17 protein-coding genes are annotated in these 25560 nt (G+C 58.8%); 7 read left to right on the plus strand and 10 right to left on the minus strand.

Going from position 1 to position 25560, the window contains the following annotated elements; translation table 11 throughout:
• Positions 1-6: 6 nt before the first annotated feature.
• The 8 genes from C4J84_RS05000 to yaaA all read right to left on the minus strand — a co-directional run bounded on the left by C4J84_RS05000 (position 7) and on the right by yaaA (position 11811).
• Positions 7-1455, minus strand: coding sequence for an alginate O-acetyltransferase (locus C4J84_RS05000; protein ID WP_124365902.1), 1449 nt, complete (start codon positions 1453-1455; stop codon positions 7-9).
• Between the two features lie 11 nt (positions 1456-1466).
• A complete protein-coding gene (algG, locus tag C4J84_RS05005; RefSeq protein ID WP_124428731.1) occupies positions 1467-3035 on the minus strand; it encodes a mannuronan 5-epimerase AlgG in 1569 nt (522 codons plus the stop codon).
• On the minus strand, positions 3035-4522 hold the full coding sequence (locus C4J84_RS05010; protein WP_124365903.1) for an alginate export family protein: 1488 nt from the start codon (positions 4520-4522) through the stop codon (positions 3035-3037). Before C4J84_RS05010 ends, algG begins: the two co-directional genes overlap by 1 nt.
• A complete protein-coding gene (gene algK, locus C4J84_RS05015) occupies positions 4519-5898 on the minus strand; it encodes an alginate biosynthesis TPR repeat lipoprotein AlgK (protein ID WP_124369712.1) in 1380 nt (459 codons plus the stop codon). The genes C4J84_RS05010 and algK overlap by 4 nt, the downstream gene beginning before the upstream one ends.
• 170 nt (positions 5899-6068) lie before the next feature.
• Positions 6069-7235 carry an alginate biosynthesis protein Alg44 gene (locus C4J84_RS05020; protein ID WP_124365905.1) on the minus strand — a complete coding sequence of 389 codons (1167 nt, stop codon included), beginning with the start codon at positions 7233-7235 and terminating at the stop codon, positions 6069-6071.
• 38 nt (positions 7236-7273) lie between these two features.
• Complete coding sequence (alg8, locus tag C4J84_RS05030) at positions 7274-8755, minus strand: mannuronan synthase (RefSeq protein ID WP_164484512.1); 1482 nt, start codon at positions 8753-8755, stop codon at positions 7274-7276.
• Positions 8756-8838: 83 nt separating this feature from the next.
• Positions 8839-10155 (minus strand): nucleotide sugar dehydrogenase, encoded by a 1317-nt coding sequence (locus C4J84_RS05035; RefSeq protein WP_124365906.1) that lies wholly within the window; start codon positions 10153-10155, stop codon positions 8839-8841.
• An 876-nt stretch (positions 10156-11031) separates the two neighbouring features.
• Entirely contained in the window at positions 11032-11811 is a 780-nt protein-coding gene (gene yaaA, locus C4J84_RS05040; protein WP_124365907.1) for a peroxide stress protein YaaA, read from the minus strand.
• A 132-nt stretch (positions 11812-11943) separates the two neighbouring features.
• On the opposite strand from yaaA, the gene C4J84_RS05045 reads away from it, so the two are divergent.
• The 7 genes from C4J84_RS05045 (at position 11944) to C4J84_RS05075 (ending at position 23172) form a co-directional block, all read left to right on the plus strand.
• Entirely contained in the window at positions 11944-13068 is a 1125-nt protein-coding gene (locus tag C4J84_RS05045) for a polysaccharide deacetylase family protein (RefSeq protein ID WP_124369713.1), read from the plus strand.
• Positions 13069-13409: 341 nt separating this feature from the next.
• Positions 13410-14804, plus strand: a complete 1395-nt coding sequence (locus tag C4J84_RS05050) for a PhoH family protein (protein WP_057724660.1) — start codon at positions 13410-13412, stop codon at positions 14802-14804.
• Between the two features lie 75 nt (positions 14805-14879).
• Positions 14880-15353 carry a cyclic pyranopterin monophosphate synthase MoaC gene (gene moaC, locus C4J84_RS05055; RefSeq protein ID WP_124369714.1) on the plus strand — a complete coding sequence of 158 codons (474 nt, stop codon included), beginning with the start codon at positions 14880-14882 and terminating at the stop codon, positions 15351-15353.
• A complete protein-coding gene (gene moaD / locus C4J84_RS05060; RefSeq protein WP_124369715.1) occupies positions 15350-15592 on the plus strand; it encodes a molybdopterin converting factor subunit 1 in 243 nt (80 codons plus the stop codon). Before moaC ends, moaD begins: the two co-directional genes overlap by 4 nt.
• Before the next feature lie 2 nt (positions 15593-15594).
• On the plus strand, positions 15595-16047 hold the full coding sequence (moaE, locus tag C4J84_RS05065) for a molybdopterin synthase catalytic subunit MoaE (protein ID WP_124369716.1): 453 nt from the start codon (positions 15595-15597) through the stop codon (positions 16045-16047).
• A 237-nt stretch (positions 16048-16284) separates the two neighbouring features.
• Positions 16285-18252 (plus strand): hypothetical protein, encoded by a 1968-nt coding sequence (locus tag C4J84_RS05070; protein ID WP_124369717.1) that lies wholly within the window; start codon positions 16285-16287, stop codon positions 18250-18252.
• A 39-nt stretch (positions 18253-18291) separates the two neighbouring features.
• A complete protein-coding gene (locus C4J84_RS05075) occupies positions 18292-23172 on the plus strand; it encodes an RHS repeat-associated core domain-containing protein (RefSeq protein WP_124435014.1) in 4881 nt (1626 codons plus the stop codon).
• 60 nt (positions 23173-23232) lie between these two features.
• Here the strand turns inward: C4J84_RS05075 and rhlB are convergent, their stop codons facing one another.
• The gene (gene rhlB, locus C4J84_RS05080; RefSeq protein ID WP_124435015.1) at positions 23233-24699 is read right to left on the minus strand and encodes an ATP-dependent RNA helicase RhlB; all 1467 of its coding nucleotides are present in this window, start codon (positions 24697-24699) and stop codon (positions 23233-23235) included.
• A 95-nt stretch (positions 24700-24794) separates the two neighbouring features.
• The gene (locus C4J84_RS05085) at positions 24795-25451 is read right to left on the minus strand and encodes an alpha/beta hydrolase (protein WP_124435016.1); all 657 of its coding nucleotides are present in this window, start codon (positions 25449-25451) and stop codon (positions 24795-24797) included.
• Positions 25452-25560 lie beyond the last annotated feature (109 nt).

A 25560-nucleotide genomic window follows, 5' to 3' on the forward strand; every position in this document is an offset into this window, starting at 1 on the left:
GTAACCTCACTTCCCGAGCTGGGCGGTCTGCTGACCACCGCTTGGGAATACGTTGCGTGTGCAAATTTTCGCTTCGACCTTCTGCGCCGCAGCACCCTTTTCCGGACCCTGCACTTCCACGGCCAGCAAGTTCTGCGAGGCCCAGTCTTCATCGGTGCGCAATTCAAAGGCGAAACGCCCGTCTGTATCGGATGTCTCGGGTTTTTCGATCTTGATGTCCTCGTGGCGCCCGTTCATGTACCAGAGGGTGGCTTGCAAGGTTTTCACCGAAGGATCGGCGAAGCGGATATCGACCTGATGGTTGGCGTTGCGCAGGTCTTTGTTCGCGCTGTTGACCATCAGTTCGTTTTTGCCTGGTTTGAGCGTGGTGCTGGCTGACATCTGTGCGGTCTTGCCCTCACAGCCGTTGTCGAGCAGCGCCATCATCTGGCGGTAGATGGTTTCCTGGTCGAGACGGTACAGCGGCGAGAATTCCCAGATCAGGATCTTTGGCGGGTTTTTCTGGAACTCTTCGCTGCCCAGGTACTGGATCATCGAGCCTTCCAGACCACCGCCGGGGAATGCGACGTTGAGGATGTCGGCACCGATTTCCTCCTGCAGGAAGCCGGCGAAGTTGTAGTTCTTGCCGCTGTGGCTGGTGCCCACCAGGGTGATCTGCGGGTTGCCCGAATCGCTGAACAGGTCGCCGTCACCGGCTTCGCCCTTGGGCTCGGTGGTGAATTGGTCCATGTACTGGATCGCGTAGCTGGTGCCGCACAGCTGCCCGGCCATGTTGTGCAGGGTGCCGGTCTTGCCCATGCGGCCCGAGCGCTTGGTCTCGAATTCGCGCTTGGGAATTTCCGCGTATTGCGGCATCTGCTTGACCTTGGCCGCCACGATTTTCGCGGTGCGCTGGGCGCCGTAAGGGGTCCAGTGCTGGTCGCCACGGAAGTAAAAGTCGTGGGCCGGCAGTTCATCCGGCAACTGCTCGTTGGTCAACGGCGAGAGGTCCGGCACCACGTAGCCCATCTTGGCGAAACGGCCGAGCATGGTCTTGTAGTTGGTCAGGGCCTTGTCGAAATCGTACTTGGCCTTTTCCTCGGGGTTGAGCTTGTTGCGGTTCACCAGGCCACGGGTCGGCTGGTAGACCACCACCAGTTCCACGCCCTTGGCTTTGAACGCATCGTGCAACTGCTGCATGCGCTTGTAGCCGGCCGGGGTGGTGTCGAATTCGGTACGCAGGTCTTCCTGGGTCCGGAACAGCCAGTCGCCTTGGGCTTGCACCAAGGTGGTGAAGTTCTGCTGGTAGCGCGTGGTGTAGTTCTTCGCGTCATGGGCCGCCGGGCACAGGCTGCAGCACGGCTCGGCGGTGAACGTCGGTGCTTTCACCTCGTCGGCGCGCACGCCCTGGCTGGCCGCGAGCAGGCCGAGGGTCAGACCCGAGAGGCTCAGCAATTTGATCATGTGTGGGTGCATAAGGGTCATCCTCAATCCTGCATTTCGGTCTGGCGTTCGACAGGGTCGATCAGCACGGCTTTCTGCTGGCGTACCAGCAGGTCGAGAATCTCTTCCTGGCGCTCGCCAAGAACGCCGGAGAAGCTGATGCCGCTGGATTTGGTCGGCGCCAGCATCGACACGCGGTACAACTCGATACTCAGCGGCGAGTCGATGGACAACGGCCCGCTGCCGTTGCCCGCCAGTTCACCGCCGACCACGATCAGCGAGACCTTGGCGTCGAACGGGTCAAGGGCGATGTCGCGGTCGGTGTCGGTCAGATCCTTGATGTGGCCGTACACACCGGTAAGCCCGTTGGCCATGGCGGTGTTTTCGTACAGCTTGATGTTCACGCTGTTACGTATGCGGATGCCGTGGCGACGGTTGCTGATCACCTTGTTGCCCCACAACAGGTTGTCACCGCTCTCATAGAGGGTGATGCCGTCGGTGTGGTTGCGGTAGATCTCGTTGTCGGCGATCAGGTTGTTGACGCTGTTACGGTCGATCACCAGGCCCGAGAGCTTGTTGTCATAGCTGCGGTTGTTGAAGATGAAGCTGTCGTTCACTTCCCGGGAAATGATGATGCCGTGCTTCTTCTTGGTGCCGTACACGGTGTTGTCGGCGATGATCAGGCCGTGGGAACGGTCATGGGGGTCGATGCCGTAGACGATGTTGTCTTTGTAGGTATTGCCCTTGATCACAAAGCCCGTGGTTTCGTAGCAGTAGAAGCCGTACCACATGTCCGAGAACTCGGAATCGATGATCCAGCCGGTCGGTTCAGGACGCTTGAGCACCTTGGCCATGTTCGGCGTGTACTGGGAAATACTCACCCCGTACGACTTACTGTTGGCGTAACCGAAGCTGGCCATCTTGGTCTTGGAAATGTAGGTCTCGGTGCCGCCCCAGGCCAGCAGGAACGGGCGAAATTCCTTGGGCGACTTGAACAGCGCCGGGCCGTTGGTTTTTTCATCCCAACCGGTGACTTTGGTGTCACGCACGAACAGTTGGCCGTCGTTGATCAGAAACGAACCGGCTTGCTGGGACAGGCGCAATTCCTGGGTCTGCTTGTCGATATCGAGGATGCCTTTACGGCCGACCACGATCGGCAACTTGGCCAGGAACACACCCGGCGACGTCTCGCTGAAGTACTGCTTGGGCACCTTGCCCAGCAAGTCCTTGAGGTTCATGTAGCCATCGTCGACGAAGATCGCCTGGGGAATGCCGTGCTGGCGCACCACCCATTCGGCCATCTTGTTATCGCCGCCGATAAAGTCCTTGAGGGCGTCTTCCTGCATCATGCGACGGATGCTGACCTTGCCCGCCTTGGTCTTGACGATTTTCTTTTCCATGGCCGCAGCGGTGTAGCCCGACAGATCGGGCAGCGCCGGCTTGGCCATTTCCAGCGGCGCGGTCGGCGGGCTGGAAATGGTGTAGGTCTTGGCCTGTTGCAGTTCCTTGGCGATGGTCGGCGCCTTGGCCGCCGTATCGGCGAACGCTGGGGCACTGGCCACCAGCATTGCCGCGACGAGTAGGCTTTGAGCATTCATTGCGCAGGCTCCCATCAGAATTTCCAGATCACGTCGACAAAGGCGCGGTGCATGTACGAGTCGACCTGGCTACCATAGGCATCGCCCGGTTTGAACACGCCGGCGCGCAGGCGCACCAGCGCCGACGGCTCGTCGATCGACTGGCTGAGCGCGGCCGGCAACAGGCCTTTCTTGAAGTACTTGGTGACGACCAGGTCCATCTCCTGGCCCAGGTCTTTCTTGCCATCTTCAAGGGGCAGGGACGTGCTGGACAGGATCGCGCCAGTCACGTCATCGGTGTTGTTCTGCACCGCATCGATGCCGTTGCTGCCCACCGGCTTGTTGCCGTCGACGCGCCAGAACTTGTGGTACACCAGGCTGGCGTCGTAGTCCTCGCGCAGCTGCCAGGAACCGAACAGGCTCATGGACTGCATGTTGTTCATTTCGCCGCGAAACGCTTCGCCGAAGCGATGCACGCGGGACTGGGTACCGGTCCAGTTCGAACGGTTGCTTTGCAGGCCGTTCTGTTCGTACTCGGCACTGGCGCGCGAATAGGCCGCACCCACTTGCCACTGCGGGTCGAGACGCAGGCGCACGCCGATATCGGTGGCCCAGCCGCTCACGTCATCGCTGCGCTTGGCGTTGGTCGGGCGGGTGCCGTCGGCGCTCAAGGCGTTGACCGTGTCGCGGTCGCCGCGCATGCCGGTGATGCTCGCCCAGTAGTTGACGGTGTTGGTGTTGCGCCAGTTATAGGCGTCGCTGTTGGCTTCGATGCCGAGCCAGGTCAGGTCGCCGTTTTCGCGCTTGTCCAACGGGTCGCTGGCCACGCCCGGTTCGGCGTAGTCGAGCTTGCCGTCGTCATGGGTGTGGTGGCCGCGCAGGCCGATCCACTGGCCCGGCGTCCACTGGTAGGCGGCGTCGGCGTAGAAGTGCTGGCGGTCCTTGTCCTTGGGCGACAGTTCCTTGAGGTCGGTGCGGTATTCGCTGAAACGCTCGGCGGCGCCGACGTTGGCCTTGAGCAGGGTGGTGTCGAAGGTCCAGTTCAGCGCTTCGATATTGGTGTCGCGCCATTGGCCGTCGTCATTGCGCAGGCGCTGGCGACCGAACTTGAGCAGTTCTCCGGGGTAGGGCGTGAAGCCGCTGTAGCCGACCCAGAACTCGCGCAGGGCCAGGTAGTTTTTCTTGGCCTTGCGGTCGTCGTTGCTCGATTGTTCGGTGGTGTCATCCGCCGACTGCTGCAGGGTGTCGGTCTCGATGATGTCGCTGGACACCACCGCCTGGCCCATGGCGTAGGCGCTCCACGCGCCGCTTTCGGCGTAGATCCACGGGCGCAGGTCGAGGCCGATGCCGTTGACGTCGCCGCCTTTCTGGGTACCCAGGTCGCGGTCGTCTTCGGACTGCGCGGTGGCTTTGACTTCCAGGCCGAAGTTCTTGGCTTCGGTCAGCGCGGCCAGGGTCGGGCACGACCACAGCAGGGCGAAGGACAGGCCGATGCCGGCCTTGACGAATGGGTTGAGCTTCATAGGGATTCCTCGCCGTCTTCTTCTTGCAGGGCGTGCAGTTGCAGCGTGCTTTGGGCCAGGGTGCCGCGGGCGGCCAGTTCCTGCTGCACCAGGCGTTGGCCTTCGGCGCGTTGCTCAGGCGTCAGCGGGGCTTCGAGCTGGGTGGCCAGCTCATTGGCCTCTGGCGTGTCCTGGGCCTTGGCCAGCTGGCTGAAGACATAGGCGTTCAGCGGGTCGGGCTTGGTGCCCTTGCCTTGGGAAAACAGTTGGGCGATGGCGAAGTCGGCGCTGTTCTGGCCGTTGCGCGCAGCGGTCAGCAGATGGTCCAGGGCTTTTTGCGGGTAAACCTTGCCCAGGTAGCCACGGCGGTAGATCTGGCCGAGGTAGTAATCGGCGGCCACTTCACGGCCCACGGCTTTTTCGAAATGGGCTTCGGCGGCCTTGGCGTCGGCCGGCACCCACTTGCCTTCGTAGTAGAGCTTGCCCAGCAGCAATTCGGCGCGCGGCTGGTCGGCGGCGCGGCCGTTGTCGAGGTACTTCATCATCTGGTCGACGTCGCCCAGTTCGGGGAAGTCGTAGAGCAGTTGCGCCAGGCTGACCCAGGATGCCGGGTAGCCAGGGGCGATTTTTTCCAGCAGGGCCTGGGCGGTTTTCTCGTCCGGCGTGCCGAGGGTGGCATCGCCCAGCACACGGGCGACGCTGTCGACACGTTGGGCGGTGACGGTGCCACGGCTGTAGCCTGCCTCCATCTGCTTGAGCAGTTCGGCCTGTTGTTCCGGCTGGGCTTTTTTCTGGTAGACCGTGGCCAGTTCGACGTAGCAGATATCGGTGGTGTTCAGCGCGGCTTTGCAGATGCGCTCCACATCATCCAGATGCTGGTCGTAGGTGCCCTGGGTGCGGTACAGCAACACCTGGGCCAAACCGGCTTCCGGATAACCGGCGGCTTGCCACTGGCTGATCTGCTGCTGGGCATTCACGTTGGGGAAGCTGTGCGGGTATTGCAGGTACAGCATCGCCAGCGGGATCAGGGTGTTGCCTTCGCCATTGGCAAAGGCTTTTTTCAGCAGGCTTTCGGCTTCGTGGTGCTCGGCTTCGGTGGCGCCGGGCTTGGCCACCAGCAGGCGGCCCAGGCGTGCCTGGGCGCGGGGCGAGGTGTCCGCCGCAGCACGGTAAGTGGCTTCGGCCTGTTTGATTTGCGCCGGGTCACGGGTGCCTACCTGGATGTCGGCCAGGCCCACCTGGGCCTCGCTGTAGCCCAGGTCGGCCAGTTGCTGGTAGTTCTGTTGCGCGGTGACGGTGTCGCCGCGTTTCAGTGCTTCGTTGGCCAGGCGTTGGTCAGGCAGGCCGGCACAACCGGCCAGGCTCACCGCAATCGCCAGCAACGCTACCGAACCCATGTGGGACCGGCGTTTGTGGCGAGGGAGCTTGCTCCCGCTGGGGTGCGAAGCGCCCCCAAGAGCCGGCTCCAGCTGCGCTGTCGAGCGGGAGCAAGCTCCCTCGCCACAGCAAGCCCGCTCCCACAGGGATTGTGTTGTTCTTGAAATAGGGTTCACAGGCATGTCCTCGCTTACAGACCGTGAGCCATGGCTTTATCGATCAGCCAGTTCAGCGAAGGGCCACGGTCGCTGGTGACTTCTACCGGGCGGCCGGCGTAGGTGCTGTCCAGCGGGGCGTCAGGCTTGATCTGCACGCGGATGTCCGAAGACAGGTCGGCGCTGTTCAGGCTGGTGCTGCTGACGATGGTGCCGGTGCGCACCTGTTCTTCGTCGGCGACCTGGAAGCTCACCGGCGTACCTGGGCGCACATCACCGAATTGGCGATAGCTGAAGCGTGCTTCCACGTTGGCCTGGCTGCCGCGTGGCACCAGTTGGAAGATCACATCACCCTTGCTGGCGTACTGGCCGTCGGCGACCAATTGCTGGGCGACCACGCAATCGCATGGCGAGGTCAGGGTGCCGGTCATTTGCTTGCCGAACAGCTCTTCGACCTTGGCCGGTTGCAGTTGGTCTTCGTCCAGGTGGCCCTTGAGCACGTCGAGCATGCTGGTGCTGAAGGTGGCCAGTGGCGCGCCTTTGGCCGCTACCGCGTCACCTTTGAGCAGGCTTTGCACGGTGCCGTCGCGCGGCATGGTCACGTTCATGCCCGGCACGCTGACAAGCCCGGCCTGGGCGTGGCTGACGAAATACATGCCGTACAGCGACTTGAAGACAAAACCGAAGGCCGCCAGGCCCACCAGGAAGATCGCCAGGCTGAACGTCACGGCGCGCAGGCGCCCGAACGCGGTCATGCCGCTGCCGCCGTCCTTGACCTTGCGCGCCTTGGTGAAGTTGTCGCGTTGCAGGGTGGCGAGCACGTCGCCCATGGTCACGATGTCGCCCGACAGGTGCGAGGTGATCAGGTGGCGCAGGGTGGAAATGTCCTGGGCATCGAGGTTCTGGAACTGGCAACCGGTGCGGCCGGTCTGGCGGTCGTAGGAGCGGATCTGCAGCTCCACGTCCATCGCCAGGCCGAGGTTATCGATGACGAATTGCAGACGACCCTTGTGCACCTGGCCGACGGTGAGCGGCTGGGTGGCGGTGAACGCCAGGCCGCCGGCGGACAGGTCGATGACCTTGGCCTCGGTCGGCGTGCGGTCGCTGTTGAAAAAGCGCAGCTTGGCCGGGATTTTTACCCGGGCGTGCTGGCGCTGGGCTTCGGATTCGTGGACAACGTTGGCGTTTACTTGGCTGTTCATGACGGTGTAATTCCTTGGTTAATTCAGGCTTGGCAGGGTCAGACCATCATCAGCAACACGGCAACGAAGATGCTGCCGGCGGAGAAGGTCATGGTCCGAGACGACCAGGTGTTGAACCAACGTTGAAAGCTGGCCAAATCGCGGGTCAGTTTGGTGTCCTGGCGGGTCCAGGACTGTTGATCAAGGCGGAAGAACACGTAGATCTTCACCAACGCGCCCATGATCTGGTTGTAATAGAGAATCAGCGGGTAGGCCGGGCCGATCTTGTGGCCGGAGCACGACAGCAACAGGGTGAGAATCAGGCGGGTGATGCCGATCCACAGCAGGTACGCGAGGATGAACGCGCCGCCGTACTTGAAGGTGGCGATGATCGCCACGGTCAGGCCGAGCAGGGAGGTCCACATCGATACGCGCTGGTCGAACAGCACCACGCTGGTGAACAGGCCGAGGCGGCGTACACCCAGGCCCAGGGCGCGAGAGTTCTGGCGCAGGTTGTTGCCGTACCAGCGGAACATCAGCTTGCGGCTGGCCTTGATGAAGCTCTTTTCCGGCGGGTGCTCCACGGTATTGATCGCGGCATCCGGCACGTAGAAGGTGTCGTAGCCCAGGCGCATCAGGCTGAACCAGCTGGATTTATCGTCGCCGGTCAGAAACTTGAAGCGGCCCAGGCGCCAGTGTTGCAGCGAGTCGCTTTCCACGTCGGCGATAAAGCCCGGGTCGGTCACTACGCTGGCACGGAACACCGACATCCGCCCGGTCATGGTCAGCACGCGCTTGGACAGGGCCATGGAGCACATGTTGATGTGGCGTTGGGCGAAGCGCAGTTTGTGCCACTCGCTCATGATGTAGCCGCCGCGCACTTCGCAGAACTCGTTGGTGGTCAGGCCGCCGACATTGCCGAACAACTGGAACCACGGCACGGTCTTGCGCACCACGCCCTCGGCGAGCACGGTGTCGCCATCGATCACGGCCACCACGGCGCGGTCATCCGGCAGGTGGCGCGAGATGGCGCGAAAACCGAAGGCCAGGCCGTCACGCTTGCCGGTGCCGGCGATGCGCACGAAGTCGAGCTTGACGTGATCCGGCGGGTTGAGTTTTTCCCACAGGCTCTTGACAAGCAGTTCATCGGACATTTCCACCAGCGAGCAGACCACGGTGGTGGGGAAGCCACATTCGATGGCTTCGCGAATCACCGAGCTGTAGACCTGCGCGGTGGTCAGCGCGTCGATACGAAAGCTGGTGACCATCAGGAACACATGGGATGGGTCGGCGGCCTTGCCCAGCTTGCGCACTTTGCGGCGCAGGTGCGGGTAGACCACGTAGAGGAACAGCATGCCGCGAAAGAAATGCGTTGCACCCATCGAGTAGCGCCAGATACCGACGGCGCCAATCAGGAAAATAAAGTTCTTCGATTGCGAATCGAAGGTGCTCGCCGGCAACGCCAGGGCGAGTCCCATCAGCAGGCTGAGGAACAACAGCCAACCGGCGGCTTGCAGGAATACATGTTTTAACTTGGACATAAGCGTCATCCGCAAGGAGAGGAGGTTTCAGGCTGCAAGCGCTGGGGATAAAGACACTTGCAGCCTGAAACTTGCCGTTGCTGTTACCAGCAAATACCTTCGGTACGGCCGCTTACGCTGGTGGCCTTGGACATGAAGCCCACCAGGTCGACCACTTGCTTGCCATCCGGGGCGTTGTGCGCCAGGGCACGGAACTTCTCGTCGCGGTTACCCAGGATGATCACGTCGGAGTTGTTGATCACAGCGTCGAAGTCCGAGTTGAGCAGGGACGACACGTGCGGGATCTTGCCTTCGATGTAGTCCTTGTTCGCACCGTGTACGCGGGCGTATTCGACGTTGCTGTCGTAGATGCTCAGGTCGTAGCCCTTGCCGATCAGCATTTCCGCCAGTTCCACCAATGGGCTTTCGCGCAGGTCATCGGTACCGGCCTTGAAGCTCAGGCCCAGCAGGGCGACTTTGCGTTTGTCGTGGCTGGAAACGATGTCGAAGGCGTTCTGCACCTGGGACTCGTTACTGCGCATCAGCGAGTTGAGCAGCGGCGCTTCCACGTCCAGGGAACCGGCGCGGTAGGTCAGGGCGCGCACGTCTTTTGGCAGGCACGAGCCGCCGAACGCGAAGCCTGGGCGCATGTAGTACTGGGACAGGTTGAGGGTCTTGTCCTGGCAGACCACGTCCATCACTTCACGGCCATCGACGCCGACGGCCTTGGCGATGTTGCCGATTTCATTGGCGAAGGTGACTTTGGTGGCGTGCCACACGTTGCAGGTGTACTTGATCATCTCGGCGACAGCGATGTCCTTGCGGATGATCGGCGCGTCGAGTTCTTCGTACAGCGACTGCAGGACATCGCCGGAGGCTGTGTCGAATTCGCCGATAACCGTCATTGGCGGCTGGTCGTAGTCTGCGATGGCGGTGGATTCGCGCAGGAATTCCGGGTTGACCGCAACGCCGAAGTCGACACCGGCTTTTTTGCCGGAGCAGTCTTCGAGGATCGGGATCACCACGTTGGCCACGGTGCCGGGCAGTACGGTGCTGCGCACCACGATGGTGTGGCGGGTGGTCTTGTCACGCAGGACAAAGCCGATCTCGCGGCATACCGATTCGATGTAGTTGAGTTCCAAGTCGCCGTTTTTCTTGCTCGGCGTGCCGACGCAAATCATCGACAAGTCGGTATCGCGAATGGCTTCGGCGAAGTTGGTAGTGCCACGCAGCCGGCCCGTCTGGATACCCTGGCTCAACAGCTCGCCCAGACCCGGTTCAACGATCGGCGATTTGCCGGCGTTGATCAGGTCGATCTTTTCCTTGGAGATGTCTACGCCGACCACTTCGTGGCCACGGGCAGACAGGCAACCGGCACACACTGCGCCAACGTAACCCAAACCAAATATGCTGATGCGCATCGCAATTACCTCTGTATTTAAATCATGCCATTAGATGGCCGGAGTTCATGTTTGCAAGCGTCACTGATGCCGCGAAAGTTGGGCGAATAGACGCCGACTTACCGCGTGCAGGCATGTTGAATAACGAGTGACTAACTATTGCACTCAAGTTGTGCGCGACCAGGCCTTATTATTGGGGCTTGCCCTGAAATGCAGCCGGGCTCCCTTGGAGGAAGGCTCCGGCGCCGGTGCTGCAAGGTCTTGATGCAGGCAAAACGCCTTTTTTATCAATGCCTTGAATGCATGCACGGCTCATTTAGGTCAGGCGCTGCCTTGGCCTGTAGGGGATAGCAATGCGTACTTATCGCCACCCTTAACTCGATCAGTTGATGTTGTGACCATAGAGTCAAAGTGTTCTGTGACAACTTGACTACTTCCGTTGGTCGTTATGTAAGTCATCTCTTACAGCAGCAGAGAATTTCGTTACCGGTGGTATGAGCGGTGCTTCAGGATGAAGTTCCTGGCCGCTCATCCTGTTTCCGGAAATTTTTTGAAATATTAGGAAAGATGGCACTGGTACTATAGTGATAGCACTTGCTATTTAGGCCAGTAGTTGTGGGGAGTTGGCACGTTGAGATAGTTTTGTGCCACTACTGTTTAAAAAACTGGTGCCACTACGAAAAAAACCGACGAGTGTCGAGTGAAGAAATTGTTAGAGTTGTGTCTGGAAGTTTTTCTGGCGCCAAATTAATGACGATTTGCCGGCCTGGAATACCATCAAAATGTGGGAGGGGGCTTGCCCCCGATAGCGGTGGATCAGTCAATACTTCAGTGACTGACACTCCGCCATCGGGGGCAAGCCCCCTCCCACATTTGTAATTCAGTGCCTGGCTGGCCTTATTCCGGTGCGTGATCGCGTAGAAACACCAGGTTGTCCGGCTTGGACTGCTCCGCATTGAAGCGATAACCCTGCGCATCGAACTGCTTGAGCCTGGCCGGGTCGTTGATCCGCTCTTGAATCACAAACCGGCTCATCATGCCCCGGGCTTTTTTCGCGTAGAAGCTGATGATCTTGTACTGGCCGTTCTTCAGGTCCTTGAACTCGGTGTTGATGACCCGTGCATTCAGGGCCGTGCGCTTGACCGCCGAGAAATACTCGTTGGACGCCAGGTTGAGCAGCACATCGTCACCTTGTTCGGCCAGCGCCTCATTGAGCCACTCGCTGATGCGCGTGCCCCAGAAGGCATAGAGGTCCTTGCCACGGGCGTTGGCGAGTTTGGTGCCCATCTCCAGGCGATACGGCATCATCAGGTCCAGCGGGCGCAGCAGGCCATACAGGCCGGAAAGCATGCGCAGGTGATCCTGGGCGTAGCTGAAATCGGCGTCGCTGAAGGTTTCGGCGTTGAGGCCGGTGTATACGTCGCCCTTGAACGCCAGCAGCGCCTGTTTGGCATTGGCCGGCGTGAAAGCGGGCGTCCAGCTGCCGAAACGGGCGGCATTGAGGCCACCGATCTTGTCCGACACGTGCATCAACTCACTGATCTGCGCCGGGCTGAGTTCGCGCAGTTGCTCGATCAGTTCTTGGGAATGATCAAGGTATTGCGGCTGGGTGAAGCGCGGGGTTACCGGCTTGGACTCGAAGTCGAGGGTCTTGGCGGGGGAAATCACCATCAGCATGAAGTTGGCTCCAGAAATCGTGGCGTGTAGCGTGGCTGCGATTCTAGGGGTTGGGGCAGTTTGACTCCACCTATGATGGTGATAGGCGCGATCCGCTATGATGGCCGGCAACTCTGGAGAGGGAGACCCCAAGTGCGATTAGCGCTTTTTGTGACGGCGTGCCTGTGGTGCCTGAATGTGCAGGCCGCGCCGGTTGATGTCGCCAGCCTCGACCGCGCCACCTGGCCGGAAAAACTCGGCAGCCCGGCGCTGTTCGACGTCGCCTCGCGTGCGGAAATCCTGATGTTTGCCCATGGTTTGATCCTCAGCGAAGCCCAGGACGAAACCGCGCTCAAGCAACGCCTGGGGCTGAAAAACATCAACCTGGCGGCCATCGACGACCTGCGCCGCCAGCTCTGGCAGCGTTTGCTCCAGAACTACGACTTTGCCCAGCAGAGCTGCGAGCAGGACGCCTCGTTCTGCTATCTGGTGGAAAACATCGATGACCTGCGCGAGCAGGCCGGCAAATTCGAAGTCAGTGACAACTCTTTCTATATAGGCTGGGCCGCCCCCAGCCGGCAGTTCCATGGGCGCTATCTGGATGAACTGCTGCGCAAGGCCGCGCTGTTGCCGCAGATCAGCAGCGAAGTCGCGCGCTTTGGTGACCATGAACGCAATGGTGACGAGCTTAATGACCGGATGTTCCTGCTGACCTTCGACGGCGGGCCGGCGCCGGTCGGTGGCAATACCGACTGGCTCGCCGACTACCTGCGCCAGCAAAAGATGAACGCTACGTTCTTCGCCCTCGGCAGCAGCCTGCAGACCCGTGTGGAACGCAGCTCGGCCGCCGATGTGCAGGCGCTGTACCAGGGGCAGTGCGTGGGCAGCCAGGGCTGGCAATATCGCTCCCACAGCCATTGGGTCGACTGGCAAGACTCGATCATCCGCAGCGCATCGTTGGTGCAGAACCTGCTGCCGGAAAACTATGTGCCGCTGTTCCGGCCGCCTTACGGGCAGCGCCGTGCGGACAGCCAGGGGTTCTTTCAGGCGCAAGGTCTGCAAGTGGCATTGTGGGATATCGATTCCCAGGACGATCCGGGCAAGCTCAAGGCCGAGGAATCGGCGCAACGGGTGCTGACGCTGATGCTGTTGTGGCGCAAAGGGGTGATTGTGTTTCACGACACCCAGGACAAGGCGCGAGTGGCATTGCCGCTGCTGTTGCAGGCAACGGCGCAAAGTGGCCTGGGTTGGCAGGAGTGTCGCGAGGCATTTCGCTGAAAATGCCCGGCCCTGTTGGGCGAGAGGCATTTTCGGGGTAATTTGCTGCGACATTTCGCAGCAGGCGGACTTCCGACTTTAACGGCCTGCCTGGTACTCGGCTAGTGCTATTCGTCATCCTGAAAAATAAACTTCAAAAAAGCGTCAAAGTGCTTTTTCCTGTCATGGGTTTTGCGGTATTACGAAGTCAGATCGCCGAACCCTGCAACACAGGTGGCGTCTTCCAAGACTCCTCATGTGGGCACCGCGCTTGACGTCACTCAAGCTGCGGTCGGTGGTCGAATCGAGGCGCAGCACCGCCCAGGTATTGCGTCGACTGGCTCCCACAAAGGTGACCGAGTATGGATGATCATGGACGCACCCCTTCTTCCGACCAGCCAATCCTTTATGTGCTTGATACCAACGTACTGATTCACGATCCAAACGCACTGCTTAACTTTGAAGAACACCATGTCGCCATCCCGATGATCGTGCTGGAGGAGCTCGACAAACTCAAAAGCGGCCATCACAGCGTCGCCGCCGAATGCCGCCAGGCCATCCGCCTGATCGACAAGACCCTGGGTGAAGCTTCGCCCGAGGACGTTGAAGTCGGCGTACCGATCCAGCGCGGCAAAAGCGGGCCCAAGGGTTTGCTGTCGATCCTGATGAGCAAGCGCAACGAGCCCAACAGCCTGCTGCCGGAAAACCTCAACGACAACAAGATCATCAACCAATTGATCGACCTGCATGCGCGCGACAAGGACCTGCGCGTGGTGCTGGTGACCAAAGACATCAATATGCGCCTCAAGGCCCGAGCGTGTGGGATCGCGGCCGAGGACTACAGCACCGACCAACTGGTTGATGACGTGTCGATGTTGTCGCGCGGCTATCACATGATGACCGGCTCGTTCTGGGACCGCGTCAGCAAGGTCGAAACCCGCCAGGACCATGGCCGCACCTGGCACCAGGTGCAATTGATCGACAACCTGCCGGCCGTGCATATCAATGAATTCATCGTCGACGAACAGGGCTTCGTGGGCTGGATCAAAGAGATCCAGGTCGACAAGCTGCTGATCCTCGACCTGCATCAGGAACCCCTGTTGCACCAGGAAGCCTGGGGCCTGAAACCGCGCGATATCTACCAGAGCCTGGCGCTGTACGCGCTGCTCGACCCGGACATCCACCTGGTCAACCTGACCGGCGCCGCCGGCTCCGGCAAAACCATCCTGGCCCTGGCGGCTGCTATCGAGCAGACCATGGTGACCAAGCGCTATCGCCGCATCATCGCCACCCGTAGCGTGCAGGGCCTGGACCAGGAAATCGGCTTCCTGCCCGGCACCGAAGCGGAAAAAATGGAACCGTGGCTGGGGGCGATCACCGACAACCTCGAAGCCTTGCACATGGATGACGAAAACACCCATGGCAGCGTCGACTACATCCTCAGCAAAGTGCCATTGCAGTTCAAATCCCTCAACTACATCCGAGGCCGCAGCTTCCAGCAAAGCCTGATCCTGATCGATGAGTGCCAGAACCTCACCCCGCACCAGATGAAAACCATCATCACCCGTGCCGGCGCCGGTTCCAAAGTGGTGTGCCTGGGCAACCTGGCACAGATCGACACCCCTTACCTGTCCGCGACCAGCTCCGGGCTGACCTACCTGACGGAACGCTTCAAAGACTTCCCGAACGGCGTGCACATCGCGCTGCAAGGGGTGCCACGTTCGATCCTGGCCGAATACGCCGAATCACACCTGTAAACGCGGTCAATGTGGGAGGGAGCAAGCCCCCTCCCACATGGTTTACAATCGCTGCTCCTGATCAGGAGTATCGCTGTGCTGACTCATCTAGATTCCCAAGGTCGCGCCCACATGGTCGACGTCACCGACAAAGCCATGACGTTCCGTGAGGCGGTGGCCGAAGCGCGGGTGCGCATGTTGCCCGAAACCCTGCAAATGATTGTCGACGGCGCCCATCCCAAGGGCGACGTGTTCGCCGTGGCCCGCATCGCCGGGATCCAGGCGGCAAAAAAAACCAGCGACCTGATCCCTCTTTGCCACCCGCTGATGCTTACCGGCGTCAAGGTCGAACTGCGTGCCGAAGGCGCCGACGCCGTGTACATCCTGGCGCGCTGCAAACTCTCCGGCCAGACCGGCGTGGAGATGGAGGCCCTGACCGCCGCCAGCGTCGCGGCGCTGACGATCTACGACATGTGCAAGGCCGTGGACCGGGGCATGACCATCGAAAGTATTCGCCTGCTGGAAAAGCTTGGCGGTAAAAGCGGGCATTTCAAGGCGGACCAGGCATGAGCATCAACGTATTGTTTTTTGCGCGCTACAGCGAAGCGATCGGTCTGGATTCGCTGGAGATGGAAGGTGACTTCGCGACCGTCGACGCGGTGCGCCTTGCATTGGCTGGGGATCCGGGTTTTGAAGTGCTCAACGAGACCAGCCTGATGTGCGCCCGCAATCAGGAGCTGTGCTCCCTCGACGAGCCGTTGCAGGCCGGTGATGAAGTCGCCTTTTTCCCACCCGTGACCGGAGGCTGAACATGGCCATTCGTGTGCAGGTCGAAGCCTTTGATCCCGGCGCCGAAGTCAACGCGATGCATGCGGCCAATGTGGGCGTGGGCGCGGTGGTGAGCTTTGTCGGCTATGTGCGCGATTTCAATGATGGCCGCGAAGTGGCGGGGATGTTCCTGGAGCATTATCCCGGCATGACCGAAAAGGCCCTGGCCAAGATCGCCGTCGAGGCCGAGCAACGCTGGCCGCTGCTCAAATTGGAGGTGCTGCACCGCATCGGTGCCCTGGAACCCGGCGAGCCCATTGTCTTTGTAGCCGCCGCCAGCGCCCACCGCCAGGCCGCATTCGATGCCTGTGCATTTGTGATGGACTACCTGAAGACCCGCGCGCCGTTCTGGAAGAAGGAAAACACCAGTGAAGGGCCGCGCTGGGTGGAAGGGCGGGACAGTGATCATGTGGCGGCGGATCGTTGGAAAGCCTGACTTTCAGTCGGTGGTGCTTGCATAAATAAGTAGCCATCGCTGGTGTTTACGATTATGACGCCTTATTAAACTATTTCGATTTGATCTATCTGACTGTCAATTCTGACAGTTACCTTTGTTTTTTTATTGATCTCTAATCTCCTTAAACACCCCGCATTTAAGTGTGTGATGTTTCTCAATCGAATTGATTTTGACCAGTCTCTGTGCGTCGGCTGATATTGAGTTTTGGAGAGTAAAATGATCAGACAATCAAATAATATGAGACTTTCACACTTTAAAGTCAGGTTTGCTGACGGTACCGACTATACGGATGCGCTGTATGCCAATGGGCATCATCAGGTTGAAATTGTTGTTGAAGTTTTAAAAGAGGTTATAGGGAGGCTGGGTTCATGGAACAATGTCGCGTTAACTGATAGCGAGCGCGCTAGTATAAAAATCGTACCTGTATTAATGTCGGTGGATCAAAGTGAAGCGGTCGGGTGGGCCTTCGATACCGAGAAAAATGAATACGATTCAGGGCTTTGGAATCGCACGGGGGAAGCACCAGGCGGGCCTGGGCCAAATAGTGTTATTGTTGATCCGCGTATAGAAATTATCCGCCGATATGTGCGCGTCGAGGAGATTTCATCACTTGAACCTATACAGTTAATGGCAACCATTATGTTGGATGGCGAAGGCGTCACCCGTAGCTATTCCGAATACCCGACTGACTTTCAGTCGTCGGTGTTTATTGCTCCCGTCGCGCCGCCCGTATTGCTCTCTACAGAACTTGACTTGATAACTGACTACGACGCTTTGAGTGCGTATGCCGTTGATGTGGATATGTACTACTGGGAGGGTGTGAACGGCTTGTATTTTGTTCATAGTTATGGATTGGTCGAGCCGTTGCAGGTACCAAATGAAGGGACTTTTTTTCAAACGTCTTATGGTTTGGCGGGAATATTCAAAGGGGGCGTCTTCAAACACCGACCCGATGAAGAATTGCGTTTGAATATGATCCACCAGAATCTTCCGTCAGTCGATCCGAATGTAAATCCGATTGTTCGACGATTGAATAGTCGCGTCATGTGCGCCGTTAAACTTACTACTCCGATACCGGACCTTCCGCAGCGCGATACACAGAGTAGATGGTACCTGCGAGATAATTTCGGAACGACTCATGCGTTCAAGATTGTGCCTGCTGAAGGTGGTAACCGCCTGACAGTCGAACCCGTTCAATTGAAACGGCGGCCTAGACACTTAAAAATCATCCTTACCAATGGCCAGGATACAACTGATGCGCTATATGCCAATAGCCGCCACCAATGCAAAGTTTCTATTGAACTCAGTGTGGAGCAGGAAGGAGTTGATGGACTTTGGGAGGAAGTACGGCCACGGGCGGATGAGAAAGACAGTGCTACGATCACGCTGTATTCGGCTAATGCGAATGAGCCTTTGCCTGCCGGGTGGGCGTGCGATACAGCTCGAAATATATATGAGATCGGACTGTGGAATCGAAGTGTAGAAGGCGGAAAAGGGGATGAGGCAGAGGAGCAAATTACGCAAAAAATGGGGTTGCCGAATGCTATAGAGATAATTGATCGTTTTATGCGTTTAGAGACGGGCGCCTCAATGGAGGCCAGAAGGTTAATGGCCAGAATCGTTATAGATGGCAAGGTTTATACTACAAACTTTTCTGATGCTGAAATCAATTTCGATAGTTGGGTGCATATTTCGCCTCGGCAACCATTTCGAGTAAGGGTTGCTGATCTTGTACGTACTGTGGATCATGCTTATTGGGAGTTTAGTACGGATACCGATATTGATGTTTGGTATTGGCTGCCACCGCCGGGATTGAAGTTTGTCTCCCAAATGGGGCTGGACTCACCTATGTGGCTCTTTGATGAGGGAATATACTTTCAGACAACCTTCGTTCATAGAGCTGACAAGCATTATAGAAAGGTTGGCGTCGTCATAGGGCACGATATCCCTGGAGCAAATCCTAAGATTTATGATATTCACAGAACATTGCCAGATCCTACTCACAGAGTGCCATTTAATCGAGTAAATACGATTATGCGTGCGATGTGGGTTTCCGGTAAGAAAGGCATGCCTGAGGGAGACGCCAGAACACCTTGGCGCCTGCTGGATAATTATGGTTGCATGCATGCATATACGATGCAACGACGTGGAAATAATATTGAGTTGTTGGATTATGAGAACTGATTAAATTGCCGTGATTTTTCTTGAGCGCAGGAGCTTGACATGAATGTCTATTCCAATGCATTTAATTTTTCCTCGTACTTAAGCGGTTCAGTCGATCCGCGTACAGGTCAATATGGATGCCAGATCCGTTTGGCGCAATTCTCCCCTCAAGGGCCTATTGAAGTCAGTCGCAGCATTGTTTTGTCATTCTCCATGCTCAGCTCTGAAAGTACGCCATATGGATTGGGTTGGCGGCTGAGTAATACGCAGTTTGATCTCAGCAACGCCCAACTTACCTTGCTCAGCGGCGAGCAGTTTAAAACACAAGGTATGCCTTCAGTTGGCGGCGTGATGGTGTTCAAAGATCGAAAACTTAAAGATCTGGTAGTAAGACGCACAGATGAAACCACACTCCATGTGATTTATCGGGATGGCACTGTCGAAGTTTTGCAGCGTACCAGCAGCACACTCCCTTATCGGATCACTTCCATACGATTCGAAAATGGTGAAGTGTTCACCTTCCGCTACGCCGCGGGCGGCGCTCTCGAGCGGGTTCTCAATCACAAGCAGGAAGAGTTGCTGGTGCTGACCTATGCGAGTGGAGCCCTGCAAACGGCTGATGCGCGAGTGGAGGGTGGTCGTTACGCGCGCATGCGGTTTACTCAGACCAATGCTCGCCTCACCAGTGTTACCGCACCTTATGACCGTAGTGGCCCACCTGAGATCGCGGCCTATCAATTTACCTACCGGACACCGTTTCGTAATGGCCTGGTGGCGATCGAGCGGATGCAACTGCCTATGGGCGGGGATGAACGGATCAGCTACACCGAGAACGGCCATCAATATGGCAATAACCAGTTCATCCCTCGGGTGTCCAGTTGGACGCAAACCCCAGGTGCCAATCAACCTCCCATGATCCGGACTTATAGTTATAGTTCTGGCACAAATTTTACCGGGTTCCCCTATTCCGCTGGTTTTCATGAAGGGGAGGACAATCTGTATCTGATTGGCGGCGCCTATGACTATTGGACTAAGGAGCAAGTCATCGACTCGGCAAATGACAATGCCGTGCTGACCGTTACCTGTACCACCTACAACAAGTTCCACCTGCTGACCGAAGAATCGGTATTGCGTGAAGGTACGCGGGCCAAGACTACCATCGCCTATAACGTGGTCCCCGGCCTGTTCCCCGCCCAGCCCCCCAACCTCCAACTGCCGAAAACCATCACCAAGCGCTATGAACTGGTGGCCGGTGGCACGGCGCGTGAAGAAATCCAGCAGATCGAGACAGACGACTACGGCAACGAACTAAGCCGCACCGAGGCATCCGGGATTCGCACCGAATACACCTATTACCCGATTGCCGGCGAGAGCGGCAAGTGCCCGGCTGACCCTCATAATTTATTCCCGCGCTACCTCAAGCAAGAGCGCCTCATACCTGTGGGAGGCACGCCTGCACCCGTGCTCACGGAGTACACCCATACCCGCGTGCCGCAGACGGGCAGCAGTTACTTTGTTCTGCAGCAGTCGAGCAGCCAGGCCGGTGTATTTTCGATGCAGCAAAGCTACTACGAAACCCCCGGCGAGTTGGCTGGCCGGCTGAAGAGCAGCATCAGTACGGTCGACGGGCAGGTATTGGTCAGTGATTTCAGTTACACCGTTACAGGTGACAATCTTGTGGAAACCCGACGCCTGACGGGGCGCGAGGGGCAGTGGCTTGAGGCGGTACGCACGCTTTCGCTGCTCAATCGACGCCTGCTGTCGATGGCGCGAGACGGTGGCAGCACTCTCGCCTTGGCGTTTGATATAAGCGGCCGGCTGACGGAAGAAACGGTTTCCCCTGGAAAACCACTGCAAGCGAGTCGACGCTATGCCTACCATTTTGCGACGCAGGCTAAACGGGCCCATCTGATCACCACGGATGCACAAGGTAACAAGGCCATTACCTACTTCGACGGCGCTGGTCGTCAGGTATCCGAGGCTCAACTGATTGGCCCGAACCAGGACCAGGAGCGTGCCACCGCAACGTGGCGGTATGACGCGCTTGGGCAAACCGTGGAGACGGTCAATTTCGATTACCTGGCCGACCGACAGATTTCACTGAAGAGCACCCATTCCTACAACCGTTGGGGCAATGCCAGCCGTGTGGCTCGTTCTGATGGCAGCGTCGAGATCAATGAGTACGACCCGCTGCTGAATCAAACAGAGGAAGGCGTTGCAGGCGGTGAGCGGCTGGTGAGCTATTTCAATGCGCATAACCAACCGATAAAGGTGGAACGGCTGGACGCCAATAATAATAAAGTCGAAGTGGAGTCGCGCACCTACGATGGCCTGGGCCGATGCCTGTCGGTACTGGACGTCAACAAAAACAGTACTGAATATGCCTACGATACGTTTGGCCGACTGCAGACGGTTCTTCAAAAACCGGTAGATGGTACCCCGCAGCGGCTGCGCAAAACGGACTATGCCCCAGGTACCAGCGCTGAACTGGCCACTGCGATTACAGTCGATGGCAGGCGGCTGGGGACGCGCACTTACGACAGCCTGGGCCGAATGACCAGCCAGGCGCGAGGGACGGGGCAGGCTACGACCTGGGAGTATGAGGCGGGGTGGATCGAGCCGATCGCCATGGTGACCCCCCGTGGAGTTCGTCAGAGCCTGACCTATGACAAGGAGTTGGATGTAGCGAGTCGGATTGAGATGACAGGGCTCCCCGTGAGCACCTATCGGCATGACCCGATTAACGGAGCGTTGACCCGTTCGGAGACCAATGGCCTTATCCATGAGTTCTTTCTGGATGCCAACGGCCATACCGAAAAGGACGTTCAAACCGCCAGCGGCACCACCTTGACCGCGCAGTACAGCTATTCCCCGGCAGGGCGCCTGCTTCATCAAACGGCTGCCGATGGCCAGAGCAGCCTACTTGAGTACGATACCCACGGACGATTCTCCCGGATGACCACCGGACCCATGGTCATTGAACAGTCCTACGATACGTTGGGCCGACCCGATAGCCTGACCACCGCCTATGACAATACGCGAGTCGTTACCAAGGTGTCCTACGATTCGCTGGGGCGGGAAGCCGAGCGCCGCTTTGAGCAAAACGGCGCGCTGTTGCAGGTGATGAGCAGCACCTATCACACCAACAGTATGTTGGCGACTCGGTTTCTCCGGAATGCAAGTTCGCAGGTGGTGATCGGTGAAACCTTCGCCTACGATGCCTACCTGCGACTTAGAACCTACCGCTGTGAAGGCCTTGAACATCCGAAGGATCGACTGGGGCGTGCCATCACCGGGCAAGACTTCAGCTTTGATAACCTCAATAACATCACACGGGTAGTGACCACTTTTGCCGATGGCACCCAAGATACGTGCGAGCGTTTTTTCACCGGCGCCGACCCCACCCAACTGACCCGCCTGACCCACACGCTTCCGGTACAGAGTTTCACAGCGGCCTATGATGCCGCCGGCAACTTGCAGGCGAGTCCTGCAGGCCAGGCCTATACCTATGATGGTTTCGAGCAACTGACTGCTGTGCAGGCCAATGCCTTCAATTATAGCTATCGGTACGATGCCGAAGCCCGGCAGGTCGTCGCTGCCCGCAGCAATGAGCCGCCCGTGATGCTGGCATACGCCGGGGACCGCCTTGATACCCTGGTTGAAGGCAGCAGGAAGATTCGCTACTTCGACGGTGCGGACCAGGTGATGGCGCGTACTGGCGGGGTGGAAGGCCCGCAACTGCATATGAACGATGCCGCCGGCAGCGTCCGCGGGATTTCGTCCCCGGGCCAGGCACCTGTGGGTCGCCACTACACGCCTTATGGTGATACGCAGATCCCTCTGGATGACGGTAAACCCCGCACCATGGCCGATTTGCAACTGCCTGCATTCAACGGCCAGCGGCTGGATGCGGCGATCAACCTGTATTTCCTGGGCAACGGTCAGCGTGCCTACGATCCAGACTTGATGATGTTCTTGCAGCCCGATTCGTTGAGTCCGTTTGATGAGGGAGGGATCAACAGCTACGCCTATTGTGCCGGTAACCCGATTAACCTGATGGACCCCAGTGGGTTGTGGCCTAGTTGGTTGAAGTGGGCGTTGACCGGCGTTGCGTTGGCGCTGGCGGTAGTAACACTGGGGTTTGGGGCAGTTGCTCTTGCGGGAGCGGTAGCGGTGTATGGGGCAGCGTCTATTGCTACGGGACTCGCAGCGGCTCTAACGACGGCGACGGCGGTGGCGGTGCCAGCCGCTACGGGAGCTTTGGCCGGGGCGGGCGCCGCAGCCGCTGCGACTGCCGTTGCGACTACGGCAGCCGCAGCGGCGTGGGTGATCGCCTCCAAGACAGCGCTTGTCGTCGGGGCGGGGCTTGGTGTTGTAAGCGGGACGCTGAGTGTCACCGCGATGGCTATTGCCGAGGTCGACAAAGCCATGGGGTGGGACCGTTCGGGCCACATCCGAAATCTTGGTTGGGCATCCTTCGGATTCTCTTTGGCCTCATTGGCAGTGAGTGTGGCGGGGGCCTATACCTCGGCGCATATGGCCTACAGTTCTGCTGCTGCAAAGTTTTCAGGTGTCGGCACACTGAAAGACGCACCCATCGGCACTGCGCTATCCGCCGCAGGCAAGCGTATGGTGGGCTTAACCTACAAGTTCACTGATAAAACCGGCATCACCCGATTCAGCCAGACTTTCGGGGCTACGCGGGCGGTGTTGAGGTTTACTAACCTTGGTCGCTCGATCGAAAGTAGATTCTTCTCGCCGGTCACACCCGCATCGCAGGGGGGCGGGGATGGCGGGGCTGCTTCGACCCAGCCCCAATCGCAACCTGCTGTTAGGCGGTTGGTCGATATGCCGAGCGGCAGTGCCGGCTACTACCAGGCATTCAGAGACGAGGCGTCGCGCGTTCGCCAGCCCATCATGGGGGAATTGTATCGGGGGTAGTGCCAGCGTTTGCCGGCGTGGCGCCCTGTGGAGCGAGTTCGCTCCACAGGGGCATGTTCCTTACGGGTGCTTACGTTCCACAGCCCGCAACAGATGCGTCGGTGGCGTCTCGCAACTGATCTTGCGCCCCAGCAGCGTCTCGATCGACGGCAGCTGATACGAATCATCTTCCCCGGCAAAGCTGATCGAAACGCCCGCCGCACCCGCACGGCCGGTGCGGCCAATGCGGTGCACGTAGTCGTCCGGCATTTCCGGCAGGGTGAAGTTGATCACGTGGCTGATGCCGTCGATGTGAATCCCGCGGCCGGCCACATCGGTGGCCACCAACACGCGGATCTTGCCTTCGCGAAAGCCTTCCAGGGTCTTGATGCGCTTATGCTGCGGCACGTCGCCCGACAGTTGCGCGGCGTTGACGCCATCACGCACCAGGCGCTCTTCGATGCGGCGCACTTCGTCCTTTCGGTTGGCAAATACCATCACCCGCTCCCAACCGTTGTCGTTGATCAGGTTATAGAGCAGCTTGTACTTGTCGGCACCGGCGACGGCGTAGATGTGTTGCTCGACGTTTTCGCTGGCGACGTTGAGTGCTTCGATCTCGACGATGGACGGGTCGGTGGTCCACTGCTTGGCGAGGTTCATCACGTCTTCGGTGAAGGTCGCGGAGAACAGCAGGGTCTGGCGCTCGGCCTTTGGCGGGGTCTGGCGAATGATCTGACGCACCTGTGGGATGAAACCCATGTCGAGCATGCGGTCGGCTTCGTCCAGCACCATCACTTCGACCATGTCCAGGTGTACATCGCCGCGCTGGTTGAAGTCGAGCAGGCGGCCTGGGGTCGCGACGAGGATGTCGCAATGACGGGCCTCAAGGTGCTTGAGCTGTTTGTCGAAGTCCATGCCGCCGACGAACGTCATCACGTTGAGGCCGGTGTACTTGGTCAAGTCGGCAGCGTCTTTGGCGATCTGCACCACCAGCTCCCGGGTAGGGGCGATGATCAGCGCGCGCGGCTCGCCCATGTAGCGCTCTTTCGGCGGCGGCGTTTGCAACAGTTGGGTGATGATCGAGATCAGGAACGCGGCGGTCTTGCCGGTGCCGGTCTGGGCACGGCCGATAGCATCTTTGCCGGCGAGGGTAAAGCCCAGCACCTGCGCCTGGATCGGCGTGCAGTACGGGAAGCCCAGGTCCTGGATGGCGTGCATCAGTTCCGGGGCCAGGTTGAAGTCATGGAAACGGGTTTTGCCTTCCTGGGGCTCGACGACGAAGTCTTCGAGTTTCCACGGCGTAACGGGCGGCTTGGGCGCGCGTTCGCGGCGTGGTTTGGCGACAGGCACGGCGACGATCTCTGCGGGCTCGGCCTGTTCGGGCGCTGTCACCGAGGCTGTTTTCGGTGCGGCGGCAGGTGCGATCCGCTCGGGCTGCCTAGCGTCATTGCGGTTGCCGGGCTTGGGAGCGGGAGCACTGGGAACAGGCGCGAGCGGCTCAGCCTCGCTTTTGCCGAACATCTTCTTGAGTGCTTTGAGCACGGTCATCTCATTAATTGGTTAAGGAATGTACGCCGGCCAGTGTAATGCAAGAATCGGGCGCGGCGTAGTGCGTCTGTCATACAACTACATCAACGCGGGTTTCAGCGCAGGCGCTCGGTCAGCCAGGTGCGGATATCGCGTATCTCTTCGGGTAACACTTCGTGGCCCATTGGGTATTCCTGCCATGTCACGGTGACACTACGGTGCTTTAAATGCTCGTAGGCGCTGCGGCCCATGGCGTTTTGCACCACCTCGTCATACTGGCCATGCAGGCACAGGACAGGGATGCGTTGCTGGCTGGCGGATAATTCCAGCGTATCGTCGAAGGTTGGCGCGTAGGTGGAGAGGGCGATCACGCCACCCAGCGGGCCCTGCCATTGTTTAAACGCAGTGTGGAAAACCACTGCGCCGCCCTGGGAAAAGCCCGCCAGGAAAACCCGCGAAGCGTCTATCCCGGTTCTCTTCTGCGCCTCGATCAAATCCGTGACCATTGTGGTCGACGCTTCCAGTTCTTCCAGGCTGATGGAACGGGCTGGGCTCATGGCCCTGATGTCGTACCAACTCGGCATCTCGTAGCCACCATTGATCGTCACCGCACGGGTGGGCGCCTGGGGCAAAACGAAGCGGGTGGTCAGTAAAGTTTGCTGCAGCATTTCGGCTACCGGCAGGAAGTCGTAGCGGTCGGCGCCCAGGCCATGCAGCCAGATAACACAGGCATCTGCGGGCTTGGCGGGCTCAAGTATCAAGGGTTCGGTCATGTCTGCTCCATAGCTGTGCGGGCGCTCCGATTAAGTGCGTCGGAACGGTGCGCGACAGGTTGATCTGTTAAGAGAATGTCGCAAGGGTGAATCTTTTGCCATTGAACAT

The sequence above is a fragment of the Pseudomonas sp. R11-23-07 genome, assembly GCF_003852295.1.
GTDB lineage: Bacteria > Pseudomonadota > Gammaproteobacteria > Pseudomonadales > Pseudomonadaceae > Aquipseudomonas.

Coding starts and splice junctions, on each gene's coding strand:
- C4J84_RS05000 (WP_124365902.1), bottom strand. CDS start 1,455: ATGCACCCACACATGATCAAATTGCTGAGCCTCTCGGGTCTGACCCTC.
- algG (WP_124428731.1), bottom strand. CDS start 3,035: ATGGGAGCCTGCGCAATGAATGCTCAAAGCCTACTCGTCGCGGCAATG.
- C4J84_RS05010 (WP_124365903.1), bottom strand. CDS start 4,522: ATGAAGCTCAACCCATTCGTCAAGGCCGGCATCGGCCTGTCCTTCGCC.
- algK (WP_124369712.1), bottom strand. CDS start 5,898: ATGGGTTCGGTAGCGTTGCTGGCGATTGCGGTGAGCCTGGCCGGTTGT.
- C4J84_RS05020 (WP_124365905.1), bottom strand. CDS start 7,235: ATGAACAGCCAAGTAAACGCCAACGTTGTCCACGAATCCGAAGCCCAG.
- alg8 (WP_164484512.1), bottom strand. CDS start 8,755: ATGTCCAAGTTAAAACATGTATTCCTGCAAGCCGCCGGTTGGCTGTTG.
- C4J84_RS05035 (WP_124365906.1), bottom strand. CDS start 10,155: ATGCGCATCAGCATATTTGGTTTGGGTTACGTTGGCGCAGTGTGTGCC.
- yaaA (WP_124365907.1), bottom strand. CDS start 11,811: ATGCTGATGGTGATTTCCCCCGCCAAGACCCTCGACTTCGAGTCCAAG.
- C4J84_RS05050 (WP_057724660.1), top strand. CDS start 13,410: ATGGATGATCATGGACGCACCCCTTCTTCCGACCAGCCAATCCTTTAT.
- moaD (WP_124369715.1), top strand. CDS start 15,350: ATGAGCATCAACGTATTGTTTTTTGCGCGCTACAGCGAAGCGATCGGT.
- moaE (WP_124369716.1), top strand. CDS start 15,595: ATGGCCATTCGTGTGCAGGTCGAAGCCTTTGATCCCGGCGCCGAAGTC.
- C4J84_RS05070 (WP_124369717.1), top strand. CDS start 16,285: ATGATCAGACAATCAAATAATATGAGACTTTCACACTTTAAAGTCAGG.
- C4J84_RS05075 (WP_124435014.1), top strand. CDS start 18,292: ATGAATGTCTATTCCAATGCATTTAATTTTTCCTCGTACTTAAGCGGT.
- rhlB (WP_124435015.1), bottom strand. CDS start 24,699: ATGACCGTGCTCAAAGCACTCAAGAAGATGTTCGGCAAAAGCGAGGCT.
- C4J84_RS05085 (WP_124435016.1), bottom strand. CDS start 25,451: ATGACCGAACCCTTGATACTTGAGCCCGCCAAGCCCGCAGATGCCTGT.